General features: G+C 67.9%; 16 protein-coding genes and 2 pseudogenes. 9 read left to right on the forward strand and 9 right to left on the reverse strand.

Annotated elements, in window-relative coordinates:
* The first annotated feature begins 65 nt into the window (after positions 1-65).
* Positions 66-2183, forward strand: coding sequence for an alpha-1,4-glucan--maltose-1-phosphate maltosyltransferase (locus tag SKC42_RS03975; RefSeq protein ID WP_330963016.1), 2118 nt, complete (start codon positions 66-68; stop codon positions 2181-2183).
* Position 2184: 1 nt separating this feature from the next.
* Positions 2185-4380 carry a 1,4-alpha-glucan branching protein GlgB gene (gene glgB, locus SKC42_RS03980; RefSeq protein WP_330963017.1) on the forward strand — a complete coding sequence of 732 codons (2196 nt, stop codon included), beginning with the start codon at positions 2185-2187 and terminating at the stop codon, positions 4378-4380.
* Between the two features lie 10 nt (positions 4381-4390).
* Here glgB and SKC42_RS03985 read toward each other — a convergent pair whose 3' ends face one another.
* The gene (locus SKC42_RS03985) at positions 4391-5188 is read right to left on the reverse strand and encodes an MBL fold metallo-hydrolase (RefSeq protein ID WP_330963018.1); all 798 of its coding nucleotides are present in this window, start codon (positions 5186-5188) and stop codon (positions 4391-4393) included.
* 168 nt (positions 5189-5356) lie between these two features.
* On the opposite strand from SKC42_RS03985, the gene SKC42_RS03990 reads away from it, so the two are divergent.
* Positions 5357-5947 carry a carboxymuconolactone decarboxylase family protein gene (locus tag SKC42_RS03990; RefSeq protein ID WP_330963019.1) on the forward strand — a complete coding sequence of 197 codons (591 nt, stop codon included), beginning with the start codon at positions 5357-5359 and terminating at the stop codon, positions 5945-5947.
* Here the strand turns inward: SKC42_RS03990 and SKC42_RS03995 are convergent.
* Positions 5944-6165, reverse strand: coding sequence for a hypothetical protein (locus SKC42_RS03995; RefSeq protein ID WP_330963020.1), 222 nt, complete (start codon positions 6163-6165; stop codon positions 5944-5946). The genes SKC42_RS03990 and SKC42_RS03995 overlap by 4 nt on opposite strands.
* Positions 6166-6329: 164 nt before the next feature.
* Between SKC42_RS03995 and SKC42_RS04000 the strand changes: the two genes are divergently transcribed.
* Entirely contained in the window at positions 6330-7109 is a 780-nt protein-coding gene (locus tag SKC42_RS04000; protein WP_330963021.1) for an enoyl-CoA hydratase/isomerase family protein, read from the forward strand.
* Positions 7110-7119: 10 nt separating this feature from the next.
* Here SKC42_RS04000 and SKC42_RS04005 read toward each other — a convergent pair whose 3' ends face one another.
* Together SKC42_RS04005 and SKC42_RS04010 are read right to left on the reverse strand one after the other, a co-directional pair.
* The gene (locus SKC42_RS04005) at positions 7120-8031 is read right to left on the reverse strand and encodes a tetratricopeptide repeat protein (RefSeq protein WP_330963022.1); all 912 of its coding nucleotides are present in this window, start codon (positions 8029-8031) and stop codon (positions 7120-7122) included.
* A gap of 167 nt (positions 8032-8198) precedes the next feature.
* On the reverse strand, positions 8199-9380 hold the full coding sequence (locus SKC42_RS04010) for an acetyl-CoA C-acetyltransferase (protein WP_330963023.1): 1182 nt from the start codon (positions 9378-9380) through the stop codon (positions 8199-8201).
* Positions 9381-9459: 79 nt separating this feature from the next.
* Between SKC42_RS04010 and mce the strand changes: the two genes are divergently transcribed.
* Positions 9460-9918, forward strand: coding sequence for a methylmalonyl-CoA epimerase (gene mce, locus SKC42_RS04015; RefSeq protein WP_330963024.1), 459 nt, complete (start codon positions 9460-9462; stop codon positions 9916-9918).
* A 131-nt stretch (positions 9919-10049) separates the two neighbouring features.
* Here mce and SKC42_RS04020 read toward each other — a convergent pair whose 3' ends face one another.
* Together SKC42_RS04020 and nucS are read right to left on the reverse strand one after the other, a co-directional pair.
* Positions 10050-10343: a hypothetical protein gene (locus tag SKC42_RS04020; RefSeq protein ID WP_330963025.1), complete on the reverse strand. Its 294-nt coding sequence runs from the start codon at positions 10341-10343 to the stop codon at positions 10050-10052.
* 22 nt (positions 10344-10365) lie between these two features.
* The gene (nucS, locus tag SKC42_RS04025; protein WP_330963026.1) at positions 10366-11037 is read right to left on the reverse strand and encodes an endonuclease NucS; all 672 of its coding nucleotides are present in this window, start codon (positions 11035-11037) and stop codon (positions 10366-10368) included.
* 45 nt (positions 11038-11082) lie between these two features.
* Between nucS and SKC42_RS04030 the strand changes: the two genes are divergently transcribed.
* The gene (locus SKC42_RS04030; protein ID WP_330963027.1) at positions 11083-12705 is read left to right on the forward strand and encodes an adenylate/guanylate cyclase domain-containing protein; all 1623 of its coding nucleotides are present in this window, start codon (positions 11083-11085) and stop codon (positions 12703-12705) included.
* A gap of 3 nt (positions 12706-12708) precedes the next feature.
* Here SKC42_RS04030 and SKC42_RS04035 read toward each other — a convergent pair whose 3' ends face one another.
* Together SKC42_RS04035 and SKC42_RS04040 are read right to left on the reverse strand one after the other, a co-directional pair.
* Complete coding sequence (locus tag SKC42_RS04035; protein ID WP_330963267.1) at positions 12709-13320, reverse strand: methyltransferase domain-containing protein; 612 nt, start codon at positions 13318-13320, stop codon at positions 12709-12711.
* 55 nt (positions 13321-13375) lie between these two features.
* Positions 13376-13754, reverse strand: a pseudogene (locus SKC42_RS04040) (methylenetetrahydrofolate reductase); the annotation flags it as partial.
* A 129-nt stretch (positions 13755-13883) separates the two neighbouring features.
* On the opposite strand from SKC42_RS04040, the gene SKC42_RS04045 reads away from it, so the two are divergent.
* Together SKC42_RS04045 and SKC42_RS04050 are read left to right on the forward strand one after the other, a co-directional pair.
* Positions 13884-14258, forward strand: a complete 375-nt coding sequence (locus SKC42_RS04045; protein ID WP_330963028.1) for a hypothetical protein — start codon at positions 13884-13886, stop codon at positions 14256-14258.
* Between the two features lie 470 nt (positions 14259-14728).
* Positions 14729-14941 (forward strand): DUF417 family protein, encoded by a 213-nt coding sequence (locus SKC42_RS04050; RefSeq protein WP_330963268.1) that lies wholly within the window; start codon positions 14729-14731, stop codon positions 14939-14941.
* A 52-nt stretch (positions 14942-14993) separates the two neighbouring features.
* On the opposite strand, the pseudogene SKC42_RS04055 reads toward SKC42_RS04050, so the two are convergent.
* A pseudogene (locus SKC42_RS04055) lies at positions 14994-16190 on the reverse strand (MFS transporter); the annotation flags it as partial.
* Positions 16191-16281: 91 nt separating this feature from the next.
* Between SKC42_RS04055 and SKC42_RS04060 the strand changes: the two are divergent.
* Complete coding sequence (locus SKC42_RS04060; protein WP_330963029.1) at positions 16282-17157, forward strand: LysR family transcriptional regulator; 876 nt, start codon at positions 16282-16284, stop codon at positions 17155-17157.
* The last annotated feature ends 3 nt before the right edge of the window (positions 17158-17160 follow it).

The raw sequence follows: 17160 nt of genomic DNA on the forward strand, positions 1-17160 counted from the left end.
GACGACGGGCATTCCGCGACGAAGCACACAGCGGTCTGGCCCCACACAATCTGAATGGAGTGGTTGTGCCCGGTCGTGTCGAGATCGATAACGTCCAGCCCGTCGTTTCCTGCGGCGCGTACCCGGCCAAGGCCGTGGTCGGTGAGGTCATCCCGGTCAGCGCCGCGGTGTGGCGGGAGGGCCACGATGCCGTCGCGGCGACGCTGGTCGTCCGTTACCTGGGTCCGCATTATCCGCAGGTCGGCGAAACCCGCCGCATCAAGGCGGTGCAGGCGCCGGAAAAGCCGCTCGAGACGCGGACCATCGAGAACACGGAGCAGCAGCGCATCAAGCCGCAGCTGTTCCCCATGACCGAGGGACTCGAACCCTACGTCTTCCACGGCCAGTTCACCCCCGACCGGGTCGGACTGTGGACGTTCCGGGTCGACGGATGGGGCGACCCGATCGAAACGTGGCGGCACGGACTGATCGCCAAGCTCGAGGCCGGCCAGGGCGAGTCCGAATTGTCGAACGATCTGCTGGTCGGGGCGGGGCTGCTCGAGCGCGCCGCGACCGGAGTGCCGCGCGCCCTGCGCGGCCCCCTCCTGGAGGCGGCTACCGCGCTGCGAAGCCCGGGGGATCCGGTGAGCCGAACCGCGCTGGCCCTGTCCGCGGAGACCGAAGAGCTCCTCGCCGCCTATCCCCAGCGCGATCTGGTCACTCGCGGCGAACAGTACGGCGTGTGGGTGGACCGGCCGCTCGCCCGCTTCGGCTCGTGGTACGAGATGTTTCCCCGGTCCACCGGCGGCTGGGACGCCGACGGCAACCCGGTGCACGGCACGTTCGCCACCGCGATCGAGGAGCTTCCGCGCATCGCGGGAATGGGATTCGATGTCGTCTATCTGCCGCCGATCCATCCGATCGGCAAGATCCACCGCAAGGGCCGCAACAACTCTCCCACCGCCGCGCCGGGCGACGTCGGATCCCCTTGGGCGATCGGCAGCGACGAGGGCGGGCACGACGCCGTCCACCCCGCCCTGGGCACCATCGAGGACTTCGACCGCTTCGTCGCCGCGGCACGCGACCTGGGCATGGAGGTGTCGCTGGACCTCGCGCTGCAGTGCGCCCCGGATCACCCGTGGGCGCGGGAACACCGCAACTGGTTCACCGAATTGCCGGACGGCACCATCGCCTACGCGGAGAACCCGCCCAAGAAATATCAGGACATCTACCCGCTGAACTTCGACAACGATCCCGCCGGGCTCTACGACGAGGTGCTGCGCGTGGTCCGGCACTGGATCGACCACGGCGTCAAGTTCTTTCGGGTGGATAACCCGCACACCAAGCCGCCGAACTTCTGGGCGTGGCTGATCAGTCAGGTCAAGGCCGTCGACCCTGACGTGCTCTTCCTCTCCGAGGCCTTCACCCCGCCCGCGCGCCAGTACGGCCTGGCCAAACTCGGATTCACCCAGTCCTACAGTTATTTCACCTGGCGCACGGCCAAGCAGGAGCTCACCGAGTTCGGCGAGGCGATCGCCATCGCGGCGGACTTCCGTCGCCCGAACCTGTTCGTCAACACCCCCGACATCCTGCATGCGATCCTGCAGCACAACGGCCCGGGCATGTTCGCCATCCGTGCGGTGCTGGCGGCGACCATGGGGCCGGCGTGGGGCGTGTACTCGGGGTACGAGTTGTTCGAACACCGCGCCGTCCGGGAGGGCAGCGAGGAGTACCTGGACTCGGAGAAATACGAGCTGCGGCCCCGCGATTTCGCGGGTGCGCTCGCCGAGGGACGCTCGCTGGAACCGTTCATCACGCGGCTCAACGCAATTCGCCGCCTGCACCCCGCGCTGCAGCAGTTGCGCACCATCCACTTCCACAGCCTGGACAACGACGCGTTGCTCGCCTACAGCAAGTTCGATCCGGAAACCGGCGACTGCGTGCTGGTGGTGGTGACCCTCAACGCGTTCGGAGCTGAGGAGGCCACGCTGTTTTTGGATATGGCGGCATTGGGTATGGAACCCTATGAGCGCTTTTGGGTGCGCGATGAGATCACCGGCCAGGAATTCCAGTGGGGCCAGAACAACTACGTCCGCCTCGACCCGGCGCAGGCGGTCGCCCACATCATCAACATGCCGTTGGTGCCTCACGAATCGCGCCTGAAGCTGCTCCGCAGGCCACCAAAGGGACCGGAGGGATTGTGACATGAGCCGAGCCGACCAACTCGCCGGCACACACCTGGCACTAGGAGCCGACGACATGTCGCGCCTGCTTGCCGGCACCCACTTCAACCCACACGGCATCCTGGGCGCGCACGAATACGGCGACCACACCGTCATCCGGGCCTATCGCCCGCATGCGACGGAGGTCGTCGCGCTGGTCGGTGAGGAACGCTTCCCGCTGCAGCACATCGACTCGGGCCTGTTCGCGGTCGCCTTGCCGTTCGCCAACCTGATCGATTACCGGCTGCAGGTGAGATACGAAGGCGCCGAGCCCTACGTCGTCGCCGACGCATACCGCTTCCTGCCGACGCTGGGTGAGGTTGACCTGTTCCTGTTCGGGGAGGGCCGGCACGAGCGGCTGTGGGAAGTCCTTGGGGCACACCCGCGTTCGTTCACAACCGCGGATGGCGTCGTCGACGGCGTGTCGTTCGCGGTGTGGGCGCCCAACGCGAAGGGCGTCACGTTGATCGGGGAATTCAACGGCTGGACCGGCAACGACGCCCCCATGCGATCGCTGGGATCGTCGGGGGTGTGGGAGCTGTTCTGGCCCGGCTTCCCGATCGGTGGCCTCTACAAGTTCCGCGTCCACGGCGCCGACGGCGTTGTGACCGAACGCGCCGATCCAATGGCCTTTGCCACCGAGGTCCCGCCGCACACCGCGTCGCGCGTGACTCACAGCGAGTACACCTGGGACGACGCCGACTGGCTGACCCAGCGCGCCCAGCGCAACCCCATTTTCGAACCGATGAGCACCTACGAGGTGCACCTGGGCTCGTGGCGCCCCGGCCTCAATTACCTGCAGCTGGCCCGAGAGCTGACGGACTACGTTGTGGAGCAAGGATTCACGCACATCGAACTGCTGCCGGTGTCCGAGCACCCGTTCGCCGGGTCATGGGGCTACCAGGTCACGTCGTACTACGCCCCGACATCACGCTTCGGCTCACCCGACGAATTCCGCGCTCTGGTCGACGCCCTGCACCAGGCCGGCATCGGTGTCATCGTCGACTGGGTGCCGGCCCACTTCCCCAAGGACGCGTGGGCGCTGGGACGGTTCGACGGCACCGCCCTCTACGAGCACTCTGACCCCAAGCGGGGTGAGCAACTCGACTGGGGCACCTACGTTTTCGACTTCGGACGCGCCGAGGTGCGCAATTTCCTGGTCGCAAACGCGTTATACTGGCTCGAGGAGTACCACGTTGACGGGCTGCGGGTGGACGCCGTGGCGTCCATGCTCTACCTGGACTACTCGCGCCCCGCGGGCGGGTGGACGCCGAACGTTTACGGCGGGCGGGAGAACCTCGAAGCCGTGCAGTTCCTGCAGGAGATGAACGCCACGGCGCACAAGACCGCGCCGGGTATCGTCACGATCGCCGAGGAGTCGACGTCGTGGCCCGGCGTCACCCGGCCGACCAACCTTGGCGGCCTTGGCTTCTCGATGAAGTGGAACATGGGCTGGATGCACGACACGCTCGACTATCTCAGCCGCGACCCCATTCATCGCAGCTACCACCACGGCGAGATGACGTTCTCCATGCTGTACGCGTTCAGTGAGAACTACGTCCTGCCGATCAGCCATGATGAGGTGGTGCACGGCAAGGGCACCTTGTGGGGGCGCATGCCCGGCAACAACCACACCAAAGCCGCGGGCCTGCGCAGCCTGCTGGCCTACCAGTGGGCGCACCCGGGCAAGCAATTGCTCTTCATGGGGCAGGAATTCGGGCAGCGCGCCGAATGGTCCGAACAGAACGGCCTGGACTGGTGGCAGCTCGACGAGCAGGGGTTCTCCAACGGCATCTTGCGCTTGGTGCGCGACATCAACGCCATCTACCGCGCCCATCCCGCCCTGTGGAGCCAGGACACCATCCCCGACGGCTACTCGTGGATCGACGCCAATGATTCGGCCAACAACGTATTGAGTTTCCTGCGCTACGGCAGCGATGGCTCGGTGATGGCCTGCGTGTTCAACTTTTCGGGCAGTGAGCACAGTGGCTATCGGCTGGGCCTGCCGTCCGCAGGCCGTTGGCGCGAGGTGCTCAACACCGACGCGACCGATTACAACGGGGCCGGCATCGGCAACATGGGCGGCGTCGAGGCGACCAAGGACCCCTGGCATGGGCGCCCGGCGTCGGCGGTGCTGGTCTTGCCGCCCACGTCGGCGCTGTGGCTCGAGCCCGAGTAGACCGCCGGGGCTACAGGTCGACCCACTCGCCGTGGGCGGCAATCCGCAGCACGTCACCGATGCCGGCGGCATCGTAGGCCGCCGCGAACTCGTCGGGGCCCTCACTGAAGTGCGCCCAACCGTCCACGTGGGCGGGGATCACCACCTGGGCGCCAAGCACTTCGGCGGCCGCGGCCGCGCGCGCCGCGGTGAGCGTCAACGGCCGTCCGCGTTCCTTGCCCGGCACCCGCGCGGCCCCCGCGAACAACACCGCGACGTCGATCGCGCCGACTCGGTCGGCGACGTCCTTGACGACGCGCATCGAGGCGTTGTCGCCGCTGATGTACACCGTGGGCAGGCGGGGCCCGGACAGCACGAACCCCGTCACCTCGCAGTTGACATGGCCGCCCGCATCGCGTTGGCCGTCGGTGGGACCGTGAACCGCTGGGACAGCCTGCACCGCAAGCGATCCCGACCCGCCGGGCAAATCATAGGACTGCCATGCCGCGAGGCCTACCGAGGGCGGCCCAAGCCGGCCCGCCGCGCCGGGGTTGGTTAGCACCAGCGGCGCGGCCAGCGCCACGCGGCGGCCTTCCTCGTCGAGGTTGTCGGGGTGCTGGTCGTGGCTGACCAACACCGCGTCCACCGGCCCGAGCGCCTCGGCGCTCACCGCGGGCCCGGAGAGCTTGGTGAGGTAGGCATGTTCGCCGGGCGGATCAAAGGTCGGGTCCATCACGAGCCGGCGGCCCGCGATGTCGATGACGGCCGTCGGGCCGCCCAGCACACTGATCGCGCAGGCACGTCGCTGCGCATCGACTCGGTCACTCATGCCACCACTCAAACATTCGGACGCCCTTTTGCCAATACCGTTCCGCCGGCGCAGTTTTGAAAGGTTGCGAATCGCTGGGCGGAAACACACTCGCGTGTGAAGTCGCGCTTACCACTGGTAACAAACACGTCGTGGCGTCCCCGTACGGCCAGGCGCAGGATTAGGCCTGTGACCCCGAAGACGCGCCTGCCGTTGCTGCCGCCCGAAGCCTTGAACGCCGACCAGAAATACCTGTACGACGACATGGCCGAGGTGATCGAGGCCAGCTTCGGGGACCTGGTGGCCCGGCGCCGCGACGGCGCACTGATCGGTCCCTTCAACGGCTGGTTGCACTTCCCGCAGTTCGGCGGCCCCGCGTGGGCCTTCAATCGGTCACTGTGGGAGCACGCGGTATTGCCCCCAGCCATACACCAACTCGTAATCCTGGTGACCGCGGCCAAGTTCGGCGCGCGCTACGAGATCTACGGGCACGAGTACTTCGCGAAACGGGCGGGCCTTGCCGAACACAAGATCGCGACCGTCGTCGCCGGCGAGCGCCCGAGCGACCTCAGCCACGACGAGGGTGTGGCCTTCGACATGGCCGCGGCACTGAATCGCGGCGCGCCGCTGCCCGAAACCACCTACCAGGCGGCGCGGCAGACGTTCGGGGAGAACGGCCTTGCGGAAATCGTATTCCTTGTTGGATGTTTCTCAATGGTCGCGGTCACGCTCAATGCCTTCGACGCCTCGGTGCCCGGACGCGAGGAGCAACTCGACTAGCCAACCGCCGCAATCAATTTCGTGAAGTGCCCACAGAGAGGTAGAGCCGTCATGTCGATGATTTCCTGCGATATGCGCCAGGGGCGCAGCGACGCGCAGAAACGCGCCTTGGCGGTCGGCCTCATCGACGCGGTGCAAACCGCGACCGGTGAGTCGATCAGCGAGATGTTCGCGGTGATTCGAAGGCCCGGAAAAACTTCGTCGAGGCCGGCGAGCACCTGCCGGACTTCGTCGAGGACAACATCAACGACGCCGAGCCGTCGGGTCGGACCGAGCGATCATCAACGTCGTCGTCCATGAGTTGTCCCGAGCCAACATCGCGGTCGGCGGCCACATCCACGGCGACTGACCACGTGGGAACACCCCCGAAAGGACATGGGCCATGGCTGAATTCGTCACGCTTGAGGTCGATGGCGCGATCGGCACGATCCGCCTCAACCGGCCACCGCTGAACACCCTGAGCAAGCAAGTTCAGGAGGAGCTGCGTGCGGCGGCCCGAGAGGCGAATCAACGCGACGACGTTCGCGCGGTGATCGTTTATGGCGGCGAGAAGGCCTTCTGCGCCGGCGCCGACATCAAGGAGATGGCGACCATGTCTTATGCCGACATGGCCCGCAACGCTCGCCCCCTGTCCTCATCGCTGTCGTCGGTGGCCGAGATCCACAAGCCCACGGTGGCCGCGATCAACCGCTACGCGCTCGGGGGCGGTTTGGAGCTCGCGTTGTGTTGCGATCGGCGCGTCATATCGGACTCCACCCGCCTCGCCCTGCCGGAGATCCAGCTCGGGATCTACCCCGGCGCCGGCGGCACCCAGCGCCTCCCCCGGCTCGTCGGGCCCGCCCGGGCCAAGGACATCATCTACACCGGCCGCTTCGTCGACGCCGAGGAGGCGCTCGCGATCGGCTTGGTGGACCAGGTCGTCGGCGCCGACGAGGTCTATTCCGCGGCGCGGGAGTGGGCCGCGCAGTTCAGCTCCGGCCCCTCGTGCGCCCTCGCCGCGGCCAAGAAAAGCATCGACGGCGGCCTGGACATGGACCTGCGTAGCGGTCTGGATCTGGAAAGCGAGTTGTTCGCGCCGATGTTCGCGACCGAGGACCAGAAGATCGGCATGAACTCGTTCATCGAACGTGGCCTCGGAAAGGCGGAGTTCGTCGGCCGCTGACCCGTGCCCGTCAGTAGAGCGCGTTGGCCAGGTTGCGCCGGCCGGCGGCCACCTCGGGATCGGCCGGGTCGAAAAGTTCGAACAACTCGATCAGTCGGGTGCGCACCCTCGTGCGCTCGTCACCGGACGTGCTGCGCACCAAGGCGATCAGGCGCCCGAATGCGGCGCTGACGTCCTGGTTGAGGATCTGCACGTCGGCGGCGGCGAACGCGGCGTCGATGTCGCCCGGGGCCGCGTCGGCGACGACGACCGCGTCGGGACGCTGACCTGTTGCGCGCGAGAGGAAGTCGATCTGACGGATCGCGCCCTTGGCCTCGGCGCTGGCCGGGTTGGCTTCGAGGATCGCCTGATACGACGCCCTCGCGGCGTCGAAGTCACCCGCGTCGAGTTGCTGACGGGCCAGTTCCAGCTCGGGGTCAACCGCCTGTTCCTCGCCGGCTCCGCTTGGGCCCCTGAGCTTTCCGGCCGTTGCGGAAATCAGCGAGTCCACCCAGCGGCGTAACTGGTCGGGCGGTTGCATCCCCTGAAAGCTCGACAGTGGCTGGCCGGCGGCCAGCGCCACCACGGTGGGGACCGCCTCGATGCCGAAGATCTGCGCCACCCGCGGCGCCACGTCAACGTTGACGGTCGCCAGCGACCACGTGCCGTTGTCCTCCGCGGCCAGGGCGGACAACATGTCGACCAACTGGACGCACGCCTCACTGCGAGGGGACCACAGCAGGACGACGACCGGCACCTCGTCCGACCGCACGAGGACTTCGGCCTCGAAATTCGCCTCGGTGATCTCCGTGGCACCGGGCGGGGGCGGTGTCTGGCCTTGAGCTCCGCCCGCCGGCGCCGCCTGCTGGGCTCGCTGCTTGAGACCGGACAGGTCGACCGCACCGGCCATTGCGGGCCCGATTGGGGGTCGCGGACGCGTCACGCCGACAAGTTTGTCATGCGGGTCGCTCCCCGATCCACCCGGTGCGACGGGCGATCACCGAGGGCGAAACTCCGGCGCGAAGAGCGCCCCTCCAGCTACTATGACGCAAATCACAAAAGCCGTCCGGGCCACACCGGTCGGCGGCACCGAGCAAACGCTTGGCCGGGTTAGCCCGCCCGGAGGATGAGGGCGTCGCCCTGCCCCCCGGCCCCGCAGAGAGCCGCAACGGCGTAGCCGGTACCGCGGCGCTTGAGCTCCAGCGCCGCGTGCAGCGCGATCCGGGCCCCGGACATGCCGATCGGGTGCCCGACGGCGATCGCGCCGCCGTTGACGTTCACCAGGTCCGGGTCGACGCCCAGTTCGCGGGTCGAGGCGAGCGCCACCGCGGCGAACGCCTCGTTGATCTCGATGACGCCGAGCTGGTCCACGGAGATGCCCTCACGGCCGATCGCCTTCTTGATCGCGTTGGCGGGCTGCGACTGCAGGGTCGAGTCCGGACCGGCCACCACGCCGTGGGCGCCGATCTCGGCCAGCCAGGAAAGCCCCAGCTGCTGCGCCTTTTCCTTCTTCATCACCACGACCGCCGCCGCGCCGTCGGAGATCTGCGAGGCCGAACCCGCGGTGATGGTGCCGTCGCGGCGGAACGCCGGCTTCAGGCCGCCCAGCGACTCGGCCGTGGTGTTGGCCCGGATCCCCTCGTCCTCGGCGAACTGCAGCGGGTCACCCTTGCGCTGCGGGATGTCGACCGGCACCACCTCGTCGGTGAACACCCCGTCCTTCCACGCCGCGGCGGCCCGCTGGTGGGATCGGGCGGCGTAGGCGTCCTGCTCGGCGCGGGTGAACTTGTCGACGTCGTTGCGCTGCTCGGTGAGCGCGCCCATCGGCTGGTCGGTGAACACGTCGTGCAGGCCGTCGTAGGCCAAGTGGTCGAGAACCGTCACATCGCCGTACTTGTAGCCCGCACGGCTGTCCATCAGCAAATGCGGGGCCCTGGTCATCGATTCCTGGCCGCCGGCCACCACGACGTCGAACTCTCCCGCGCGAATGAGCTGATCGGCAAGCGCGATCGCATCGATACCGGACAGGCACATCTTGTTGATGGTCAGGGCGGGAACGTCCCAGCCGATGCCGGCAGCCACCGCGGACTGCCGCGCCGGCATCTGGCCGGCCCCGGCCGTCAGGACCTGGCCCATGATCACGTACTCGACCGCCGACGCGGGAAGGTTGGCCTTCTGCAGCGCGCCGGAGATCGCGATCGCGCCGAGGTCGCTCGCCTTGAAATCCTTCAGCGACCCCATCAATTTGCCGATGGGTGTCCGGGCTCCAGCAACGATCACCGACGTGGTCATGAGTTCCTCCTGAGGGTGCGCGGAAAGGCGGATTCCGAACCTTGGGGAGGCGGAATCTATACCGTCAGGTTACCGTGGTGTGATGACGACCGATCAAGTTGACGCCCGTCACCTCCTGGCAACCTCCTTGGTGACCGGATTGGATCACGTCGGCATTGCGGTGGCCGATCTGGACGCCGCAATCACTTGGTACCACGACCATCTCGGCATGATCCTGGTGCACGAGGAAGTCAACGACGACCAGGGCATTCGCGAGGCGATGCTGGCCGTCCCCGGCACCAGCGCACAGCTCCAGTTGATGGCCCCGCTCGACGACTCGTCGACGATCGCGAAGTTCATCGAAAAGCGCGGACCGGGCATCCAGCAGATGGCCGTTCGGGTTAGCGATCTGGACACCATCTGCGAGCAGCTGCGCGAGCAGGGCGTGCGCCTTGTCTACGAGACGGCGCGGCGCGGCACAGCAAACTCGCGCATCAACTTCATCCACCCCAAGGACGCCGGCGGCGTCCTCATCGAGCTAGTCGAGCCCGCTTCTTAGAGTCCCGAGTCGTTAGTTCGGGTGCAGCTACGAAAAATGGCTGTGGTTTCCCCCACGTTCGACGCATTAACCAGCGGGATGAGCGGTCGAAGATGCTGGTGCACTAGTAAACGACTCGCGACACTAGACAATCACGACCATCGTCGCGTGGGGCCGCGGGTAGCGCGGTTGGCCCAGCATGGCGTGTGCCAGTGCCGCCGATCCTCCACACCGCCGTGTGGCGCATCGCTTGGCCACACCACCAAATGCGCAGTACCGGAACGGATTTCGTGGTCACACCCGGGACAGCGGTAGGTCTTGATCGCGCGGGCCGCCGCGATCGGCCGAACCTCGTACTCGTGCCCGTCGGGTCCGGTCTCCACCCGGCTCAGCACCGGTGGCCGTATTGGCCGTTGGCCGCGTGGCGGTGTGCGGCGCCGAGCCATGCCGTCAGTCTAGTAGGGCGGGTCAGAACAGCCGGTATTCGTCGCTATCCATGCCCCGCATCTTGTCGTAGTCCAGTGTGAGGCAACGGATTCCGCGATCGGTAGCGAGAGTGCGCGCCTGCGGCTTGATCTGTTGGGCGGCGAAGACGCCTCTGACCGGCGCCAGAACGCTGTCGCGGTTGAGCAACTCGAGATAGCGGGTGAGCTGTTCCACCCCGTCGATCTCGCCGCGCCGCTTGATCTCCACCGCGACCGAGCCGCCGCGTTCGTCGCGACATAGCAGGTCGACGGGACCGATCGCGGTCATGTACTCGCGGCGGACCAGCGTGTATCCCTCGCCCAGCAGTTGCACATGCTCGGCCAGTAACGCCTGCAGGTGGGCCTCCACGCCGTCCTTGACCAGACCAGGGTCCACCCCGAGGTCGTGGCTGGAGTCGTGTTCGATCTCTTCGACGGTGATGCGCAGCTGCTCGCCGGCCTTGTTTTCCACCACCCAGACCGGCGCCTCGCCACTGAGTTCTTCGCTCAGCCAGCACGGCGGGCTCATCCAGTTCAGCGGCTTATAGGCACGGTCGTCGGCGTGCACACTGATCGACCCGTCGGCCTTGAACAGCAGCAACCTGCGCGCCGACGGCAGGTGCGCGGTGAGTCGGCCGACGTAATCGACGGTGCACTGGGCAATCACTAGACGCACCCGACTCACCTTAGAGCGTGGCCGACAAATTAGGCTGGCGCCACCATGTCGGCTAAGACGTCCGTGGCACAGCGCATCGGCCGGGTGCTCGAGACGGTGACCCGTCAGAGCGGCCGGCTGCCGGCGACCCCCGCGTACGGCTCGTTGCTGCTCGGCCGGGTCTCCGAAAGTCAACGGCGCCGGCGGATACGCATCCAGCTCATCCTGACCGTCCTGGTACTCGGGGCGAACCTGATCGGCATAGGCGTCGCGCTGCTGATCGTGACGGTGGCCATTCCCGCGCCGAGCGTCTTCGACGACGCGCCACTGTGGATCACGTTCGGGGTTGTGCCCGCCTACATCGCGCTTGCGCTCGCGGTGGGCACCTACTGGATCACCCGCCGAACCGTGCTCTCGTTGCGCTGGGCGATCGAGGAACGCCAGCCCACCCGCGACGACGAGCGCAACGTCTTTCTGGCTCCGTGGCGACTCGCCCTCGTCGACCTGATCCTGTGGGGCGCGGGGACGGTGGTGCTGACCACCCTCTACGGCCTCGTCAACACGATGTTCATCCCGCGATTCCTGGTCGCGGTGACGTTCTGCGGCGTCCTGGTCGCCACGGGTAGCTACCTGCTCGCCGAGTTCGCGTTGCGCCCCGTCGCCGCGCAGGCGCTCGAGGCCGGGCCCCCGCCACGGCGATTGGCGTCGGGGATTATGGGCCGGACCATGCTGGTCTGGTTCCTCGGTTCGGGCGTGCCCGTCATCGGCATCGGCCTGCTCGCGACGTTTGTGATCCTGATGCGGAACCTGACGGAGACCCAGTTCGCCGTCGGCGTCCTGATTGTGTCGTTCGCCACCTTGATCTTCGGTTGCCTCCTCATGTGGATCCTCGCCTGGCTCACCGCGACACCGGTGCGGGTGGTGCGCGCGGCGCTGCAGCGCGTCGAACAGGGTGACCTGCGCGGAGACCTGGTCGTGTTCGACGGCACCGAGCTGGGCGAGCTCCAGCGTGGCTTCAACGCGATGGTCAACGGCCTGCGCGAGCGCGAACGCCTGCGGGATCTCTTCGGCCGCCACGTCGGACGCGAGGTCGCCCTGGCGGCCGAACGGGAGCGCCCGAAGCTGGGCGGCGAAGAACGCCACGTCGCCGTCGTGTTCATCGACATCATCGGCTCGACCAAGCTGGTGACCAGCCGGCCCGCCGCCGAAATCGTACAGCTGCTCAACCGGTTCTTCGGCATCATTGTGGAAGAGGTAGACCGCCACTGCGGTCTGATCAACAAGTTCGAGGGCGACGCCACGCTGGCCATCTTCGGCGCCCCGAATCACCTTGACAGCCCTGAGGACCAGGCCCTTGCTGCCGCCCGCTGCATCGCTGATCGGCTGCGCCAGGAAATCGACGAGTGCCAGGCCGGGATCGGCGTGGCGGCGGGTCAGGTGGTCGCCGGCAACGTCGGCGCGCGAGAGCGGTTCGAGTACACCGTGATCGGCGAGCCGGTCAACGAGGCGGCCCGGCTCTGCGAACTGGCCAAGGGAGAGCCGACGCTCCTGTTGGCGACCGCGGCAACCGTACAGGGCGCGGGCGAAAGCGAGCGCGGGCGTTGGACTTTGGGCGACACCGTGACCCTCCGAGGACACGACCAACCCACCCGCCTGGCCCTGCCGGTGGGAGACGCCGAGCGCCAGTGAGCGTCACGCGTGACGCAGGACCAGCAATTCGCCGGTGAGCGTTCCGTTTTCGAGCAGCTCGCCGATCTTCGAGCTCTGCTCTTCGGCCAATTGCCAAGCCCGCGTGTCCCCGTACCGGACGGCGAGTGCGCCGGTGACCGCATCCATGCGCTCGTCCCACCCCGCGGAAACGCCGGGCAGGTCGGCCGTGCCGAGGCGGTGCTCCACGTGCAGCGACGAGTTGTGCACCAGTTCGCGCAGGCGGTCGGGCGTCGGAAAGTGGTTCTCCGGCAGCTCGTCACAAGGGATGTCGCGGTGAATGACGAAGGCCAGCAACCCGATCGGCCCGCCTGGCCGCACGACGCGGCGCGGTTCCCCGAGCAGTCCCGATTGGTCCGGCGTGGTGCACAACACCCCCAGGGTCCAGGCGGCGTCGCAGCTGGCGTCCGCCAGCGGCAGCGCCGCCGCGTCGGCGCGCATCACGGGGTAGCCGAACAGCCTCTTCGCCGCGCGGCACGCACCGGCCTCCGGCTCGGCCAGTACCGGTCGCACCGAGCGCTCCCGCACTGCATAGGCGATGGGTCCCCGACCCCCGCACCGCAGTCCAACAGCACGGCACCCCGTTTTCAGGCCCATCCGATCGATGAGCCAGTCCAGGGCGGCCGGGCTTCCACTGCCCCGGCACCCGGCGGGCACGTGATAGTCCGGACGGCCCGTCGAGGTCGAAGGTCTGCGTGACGTCGGGTCGAACGTCACAGCCGCGTCCGTCCCCCGTCACGCATAGGACCGTGTCGACGCCAATGCTCTTGAGCCCGCGCAACTCCTGCTCGAGCACCACGCGATTGCGGCCGCGGCAGGACAGTGTGATCCACGGTGTCACTCCGGCGTCCCGCAGCAGGGACCCCATCAGGGTTGGCGGAAAGTCGGGCTTGTTCTGATGCTCGCCGACCAGGACGGCGTCACAGCCGGGCACCAGCACGGCAGCCGTCAGGACGCACGCCGCCGCACGGCCCGAACTCCATCCGTTTCGGACAACCCGGCTCCGGGGCCGACGCCGCCGCTTCACGCATGACCATGTTGCGTGGCTCGTACCCCGCCGCCCGCACCCGCAAGCGCGTCGCCCGCTCGTACGCTTAGCTTTCGCCCCGAGTGGGTAGATGGACTAAGAACAACAGCTTCGAGGGAGGTTGGATACGGACATGACCGCTAGTGGAACCATCCGCCGCGTTTCGGTCGCCGCGGGAGTGGCCGCGGCACTTGCCCTGAGCACGCTGACCGCGGGATGCTCGGGCGACAAGAACAAGAGCCCGTCGACCTCGACCGTGACCACCACCGTCACGCCGCCGTCCAGCGTGACGACGACGGCTCCGACGGCGACCAGTTCCGCCGCACCGGGTGCACCGGGCCAGAGCGTGGGACCCGGCGGCGCGACGACGGCCGTGCCAGGCGGTGGCGCCGGCGCCGGTCCCGGTGGCGCGAGCGCGGGTGTGCCGGGCGCCGGAGCTTCGGCCGGACCCGGTGGCGCCGGGGCCTGCGCCGGGCCCGTCTGCGTGGGCACGCCTCCCGGGCCCTAGCAATCCCGGATCGATGAAACGGCCCGACGCCGCCGAGCGCGGCGTCGGCGCCGGCGAAAGTGCCCCTTGACGAAGTAATAGGCACAGCCCGGGCAACGCAGGGGCGTAGACAGTCCCACTGCGGACTGGACACCAATTCAAATGTCTCCGTCGGCGATCAAACTCGGTGACGGCGTCTGCGAACGACGGGCCGGCCGAGGAGTCTCGCCGTGCCACCTGCAGCTCGAGTTCCGGCCGCACCAGCCCACCGCCACACGCGCGATTCACGATCGACACGGCGGTCTTTTGATCGGGAGCGACGGATTGCCCCAGCGGTCTCGGCCGTGACCCCCTCATCGTCGCCCGGCGAGGGCGCCCGCGTCATGCGCTGACCAATCTCGCGGACCTTGCCGACGTCATGCCCGCTCATAAGCTGGCTGCATCAGTTCTTTTCGGTGACCACGTTCTCGGTGCTGCTGGGGTTGTTCGAAGTGACGGCCGCAGCGCTGCTCGCCATCAAACCGCTTGCCCCCCAGCTGTCGATTCTCGGCAGCCTGATGTCGATCGTCCTCTTCGTCTTCACGATCAGCTTCCTGTTCACCGCGCCGGGTGCCGGCGAGCCGCCGGTGGCGGATTCCCCGCAATCTCGCTTACCGTGGGAGTTCTCGCTGAAAGATATTCCGCTGTTCGGTCTTTCATTCTGAACGTTGGCCGACGCCAGCCGTGCCGCCCGGTGAGCGCCGCGCCGCGCGGGTCGACCGCCGGCGCGGCGGTCCTGGCCAACAGCGCGACCAGGACCGCGCCGGCCGACAGCAGTGCGCCGACGAACCACACCGTCGCCGCCCAGCCGCCGACACCGAAGACAAGGCCGCCCAGCGCGCCCGCCACCGAGCCGCCCACGTAGTAGCTGAACAGGTACAGGCCGGAAGCCTCGGCGCGGTCGCGATGCGCCGCGGCGCCCACCCAGCCACTGGCCGCAGTGTGTGCCGCGAAGAACCCACCAGTGAATACGCCGGCGCCGACGACGATCGCGCCGAGTGCGGTCGGGACGGTGAGCAGCAGGCCGAGCGCCGTGATGGGCAAGGCGCCGCACAGGACGAACGAGCGTCCCCTGCGGTCGGCGAGGCGGCCCGCCACGATCGATGCCCAGGTGCCCACCAGGTACAGCAGAAACAGCAAGCCGACCGCCGAGGAAGTCAGCGCGAACGGCTGGGCGGTCAATCGATACCCCAGGTAGTTGTACACGGTCACGAATCCGCCCATGAGCGCGAAGCCCAGCGCGAAAAGCTTGACCAGCACCGGGTTTCGCAAGTGCGCGGCAATGGTTCGCGTGGTGTCACGAACGCTGGCGGCCTTACGCGTGAAGAACCGGGATCGCGGCGCCAGCGCCGCGAAGACCACGGTGCCCGCGAGCGTCGTCAAGGAGCACGCCAGCAGGGCCACCCGCCAATTGGTGACATCGACGATCAGGGCCGGGACGATACGGCCCACCAGACCTCCCACCGTGGTGCCGGCGATGTAGCGGCCCATCGCCGCACCGAGCGACGAGGCGTGCACCTCCTCTGCGAGGAGCGCCATCGCCACCGCGGGTATCCCCGCGAGCGCGACGCCGTGCAACGCCCGGCCGACGAGCAAGACGCCGAGCGTGGGACTCAGCGGCAACGACAGCCCGATGACACTCGCCGCCACCCCGGAGCTCAGCATCACGGGGATCCGCCCGTAGCGCTCGGAGAGGACGCTCGCCGGGACGATGGACAGGGCCAGCATGCCCGTGGTCAACGAAACGGTCAGCGCCGAGGTGGCCGCGGAGATCCGGTAGCTCCTCGACAGCGCGGGAAGCAGGGCCTGGGTGCAGTACATCGCCGCGAAGCTGGCCAGGCCCGCGCCGTAGAGCGCCGCGGTCATGCGGCAGAACTCACGGCTTCCGGCGCGAATCGCAACGGGTTGGGACATGACATCGATGCTCCGCCGGGCCCCGCTTCCAACGGAAATGAATCGTTCGCCGGTTTATCATGCTTAAACTGCATTAGATGAGGCGGTCGGCGTGGCGGATGGTGATTACGAGTGGTTCGTCACACTCGCGGAGCTGGAGCATGTGACGGCGGCGGCCGACCAGCTGCATCTCGCCCAGCCCACGCTCACCCGGATGCTCGCGCGCCTGGAGCGCCAACTGGGCGTCGCGCTGTTCGATCGCCACGGTCGGCGCCTCGCGCTGAACACCTACGGCCGGATCTTCTATGAACACGCCCGCCGGGCACAGTTGGAACTAGCCTCGGCCAGGCGCGCGATCGACGACTTGAGCAACCCGGCCGTGAGCGAGATCCGGCTGGGGTTCCTGGGCTCGTTCGGGTTGATGGTCGTACCGCGGTTGATCGCCGCGTTCAAGGCGGCATCACCGCGAGTGAACTTCACGCTGCAGGAGGGCGCCGCCGAATCGATCGGCGACCTGGTCCAGTCCGGCATGGTCGACATCGGGGTGGTGTCGCCCCGGCCGCGGAAGCAAAGGCTGGCGTGGCGCAGCCTGTTCCGTCAGCGGCTCGGCGTCGCGGTCCCCCGTGACCACCGGTTGTCGAACACGGCGACGGTGTCCATGACCGACCTGGCCGACGAACCCTTCGTCGCCATGCACCCCGGCTTCGGCATGCGACGGCTGCTCGACGAGCTATGCACCGCGGCGCAGTTCCGGCCGCGGATCGTCCTCGAGTCGGCGACCCTGAGCACGACCAGCGGCCTGGTGGCCGCCGGGCTCGGGATCAGCCTGCTGCCGATCGACGGCAGCGAGCACCCGCCCGGGGTCGACGTGCTGCGGCTGGCCGACGCCGACGCCTACCGTGAGGTTGGGACGATCTGGGATTCCGCCCGCCCCTTGTCGCGGCCGGCCCGGGACTTCATCGCTTCCGCCGCGGCGCTTCGCGGCTGACCT

Source organism: Mycobacterium sp. 050134 (assembly GCF_036409085.1).
Classification (GTDB): Bacteria; Actinomycetota; Actinomycetes; order Mycobacteriales; family Mycobacteriaceae; genus Mycobacterium.

Excerpts from the sequence above, each read along its gene's own strand:
- glgB (WP_330963017.1), top strand. The coding sequence starts at position 2,185 with ATGAGCCGAGCCGACCAACTCGCCGGCACACACCTGGCACTAGGAGCC.
- SKC42_RS04035 (WP_330963267.1), bottom strand. The coding sequence starts at position 13,320 with ATGGGCCTGAAAACGGGGTGCCGTGCTGTTGGACTGCGGTGCGGGGGT.
- SKC42_RS04010 (WP_330963023.1), bottom strand. The coding sequence starts at position 9,380 with ATGACCACGTCGGTGATCGTTGCTGGAGCCCGGACACCCATCGGCAAA.
- SKC42_RS04030 (WP_330963027.1), top strand. The coding sequence starts at position 11,083 with ATGTCGGCTAAGACGTCCGTGGCACAGCGCATCGGCCGGGTGCTCGAG.
- SKC42_RS03985 (WP_330963018.1), bottom strand. The coding sequence starts at position 5,188 with ATGAGTGACCGAGTCGATGCGCAGCGACGTGCCTGCGCGATCAGTGTG.
- SKC42_RS04020 (WP_330963025.1), bottom strand. The coding sequence starts at position 10,343 with ATGGCTCGGCGCCGCACACCGCCACGCGGCCAACGGCCAATACGGCCA.
- SKC42_RS04045 (WP_330963028.1), top strand. The coding sequence starts at position 13,884 with ATGACCGCTAGTGGAACCATCCGCCGCGTTTCGGTCGCCGCGGGAGTG.
- SKC42_RS04000 (WP_330963021.1), top strand. The coding sequence starts at position 6,330 with ATGGCTGAATTCGTCACGCTTGAGGTCGATGGCGCGATCGGCACGATC.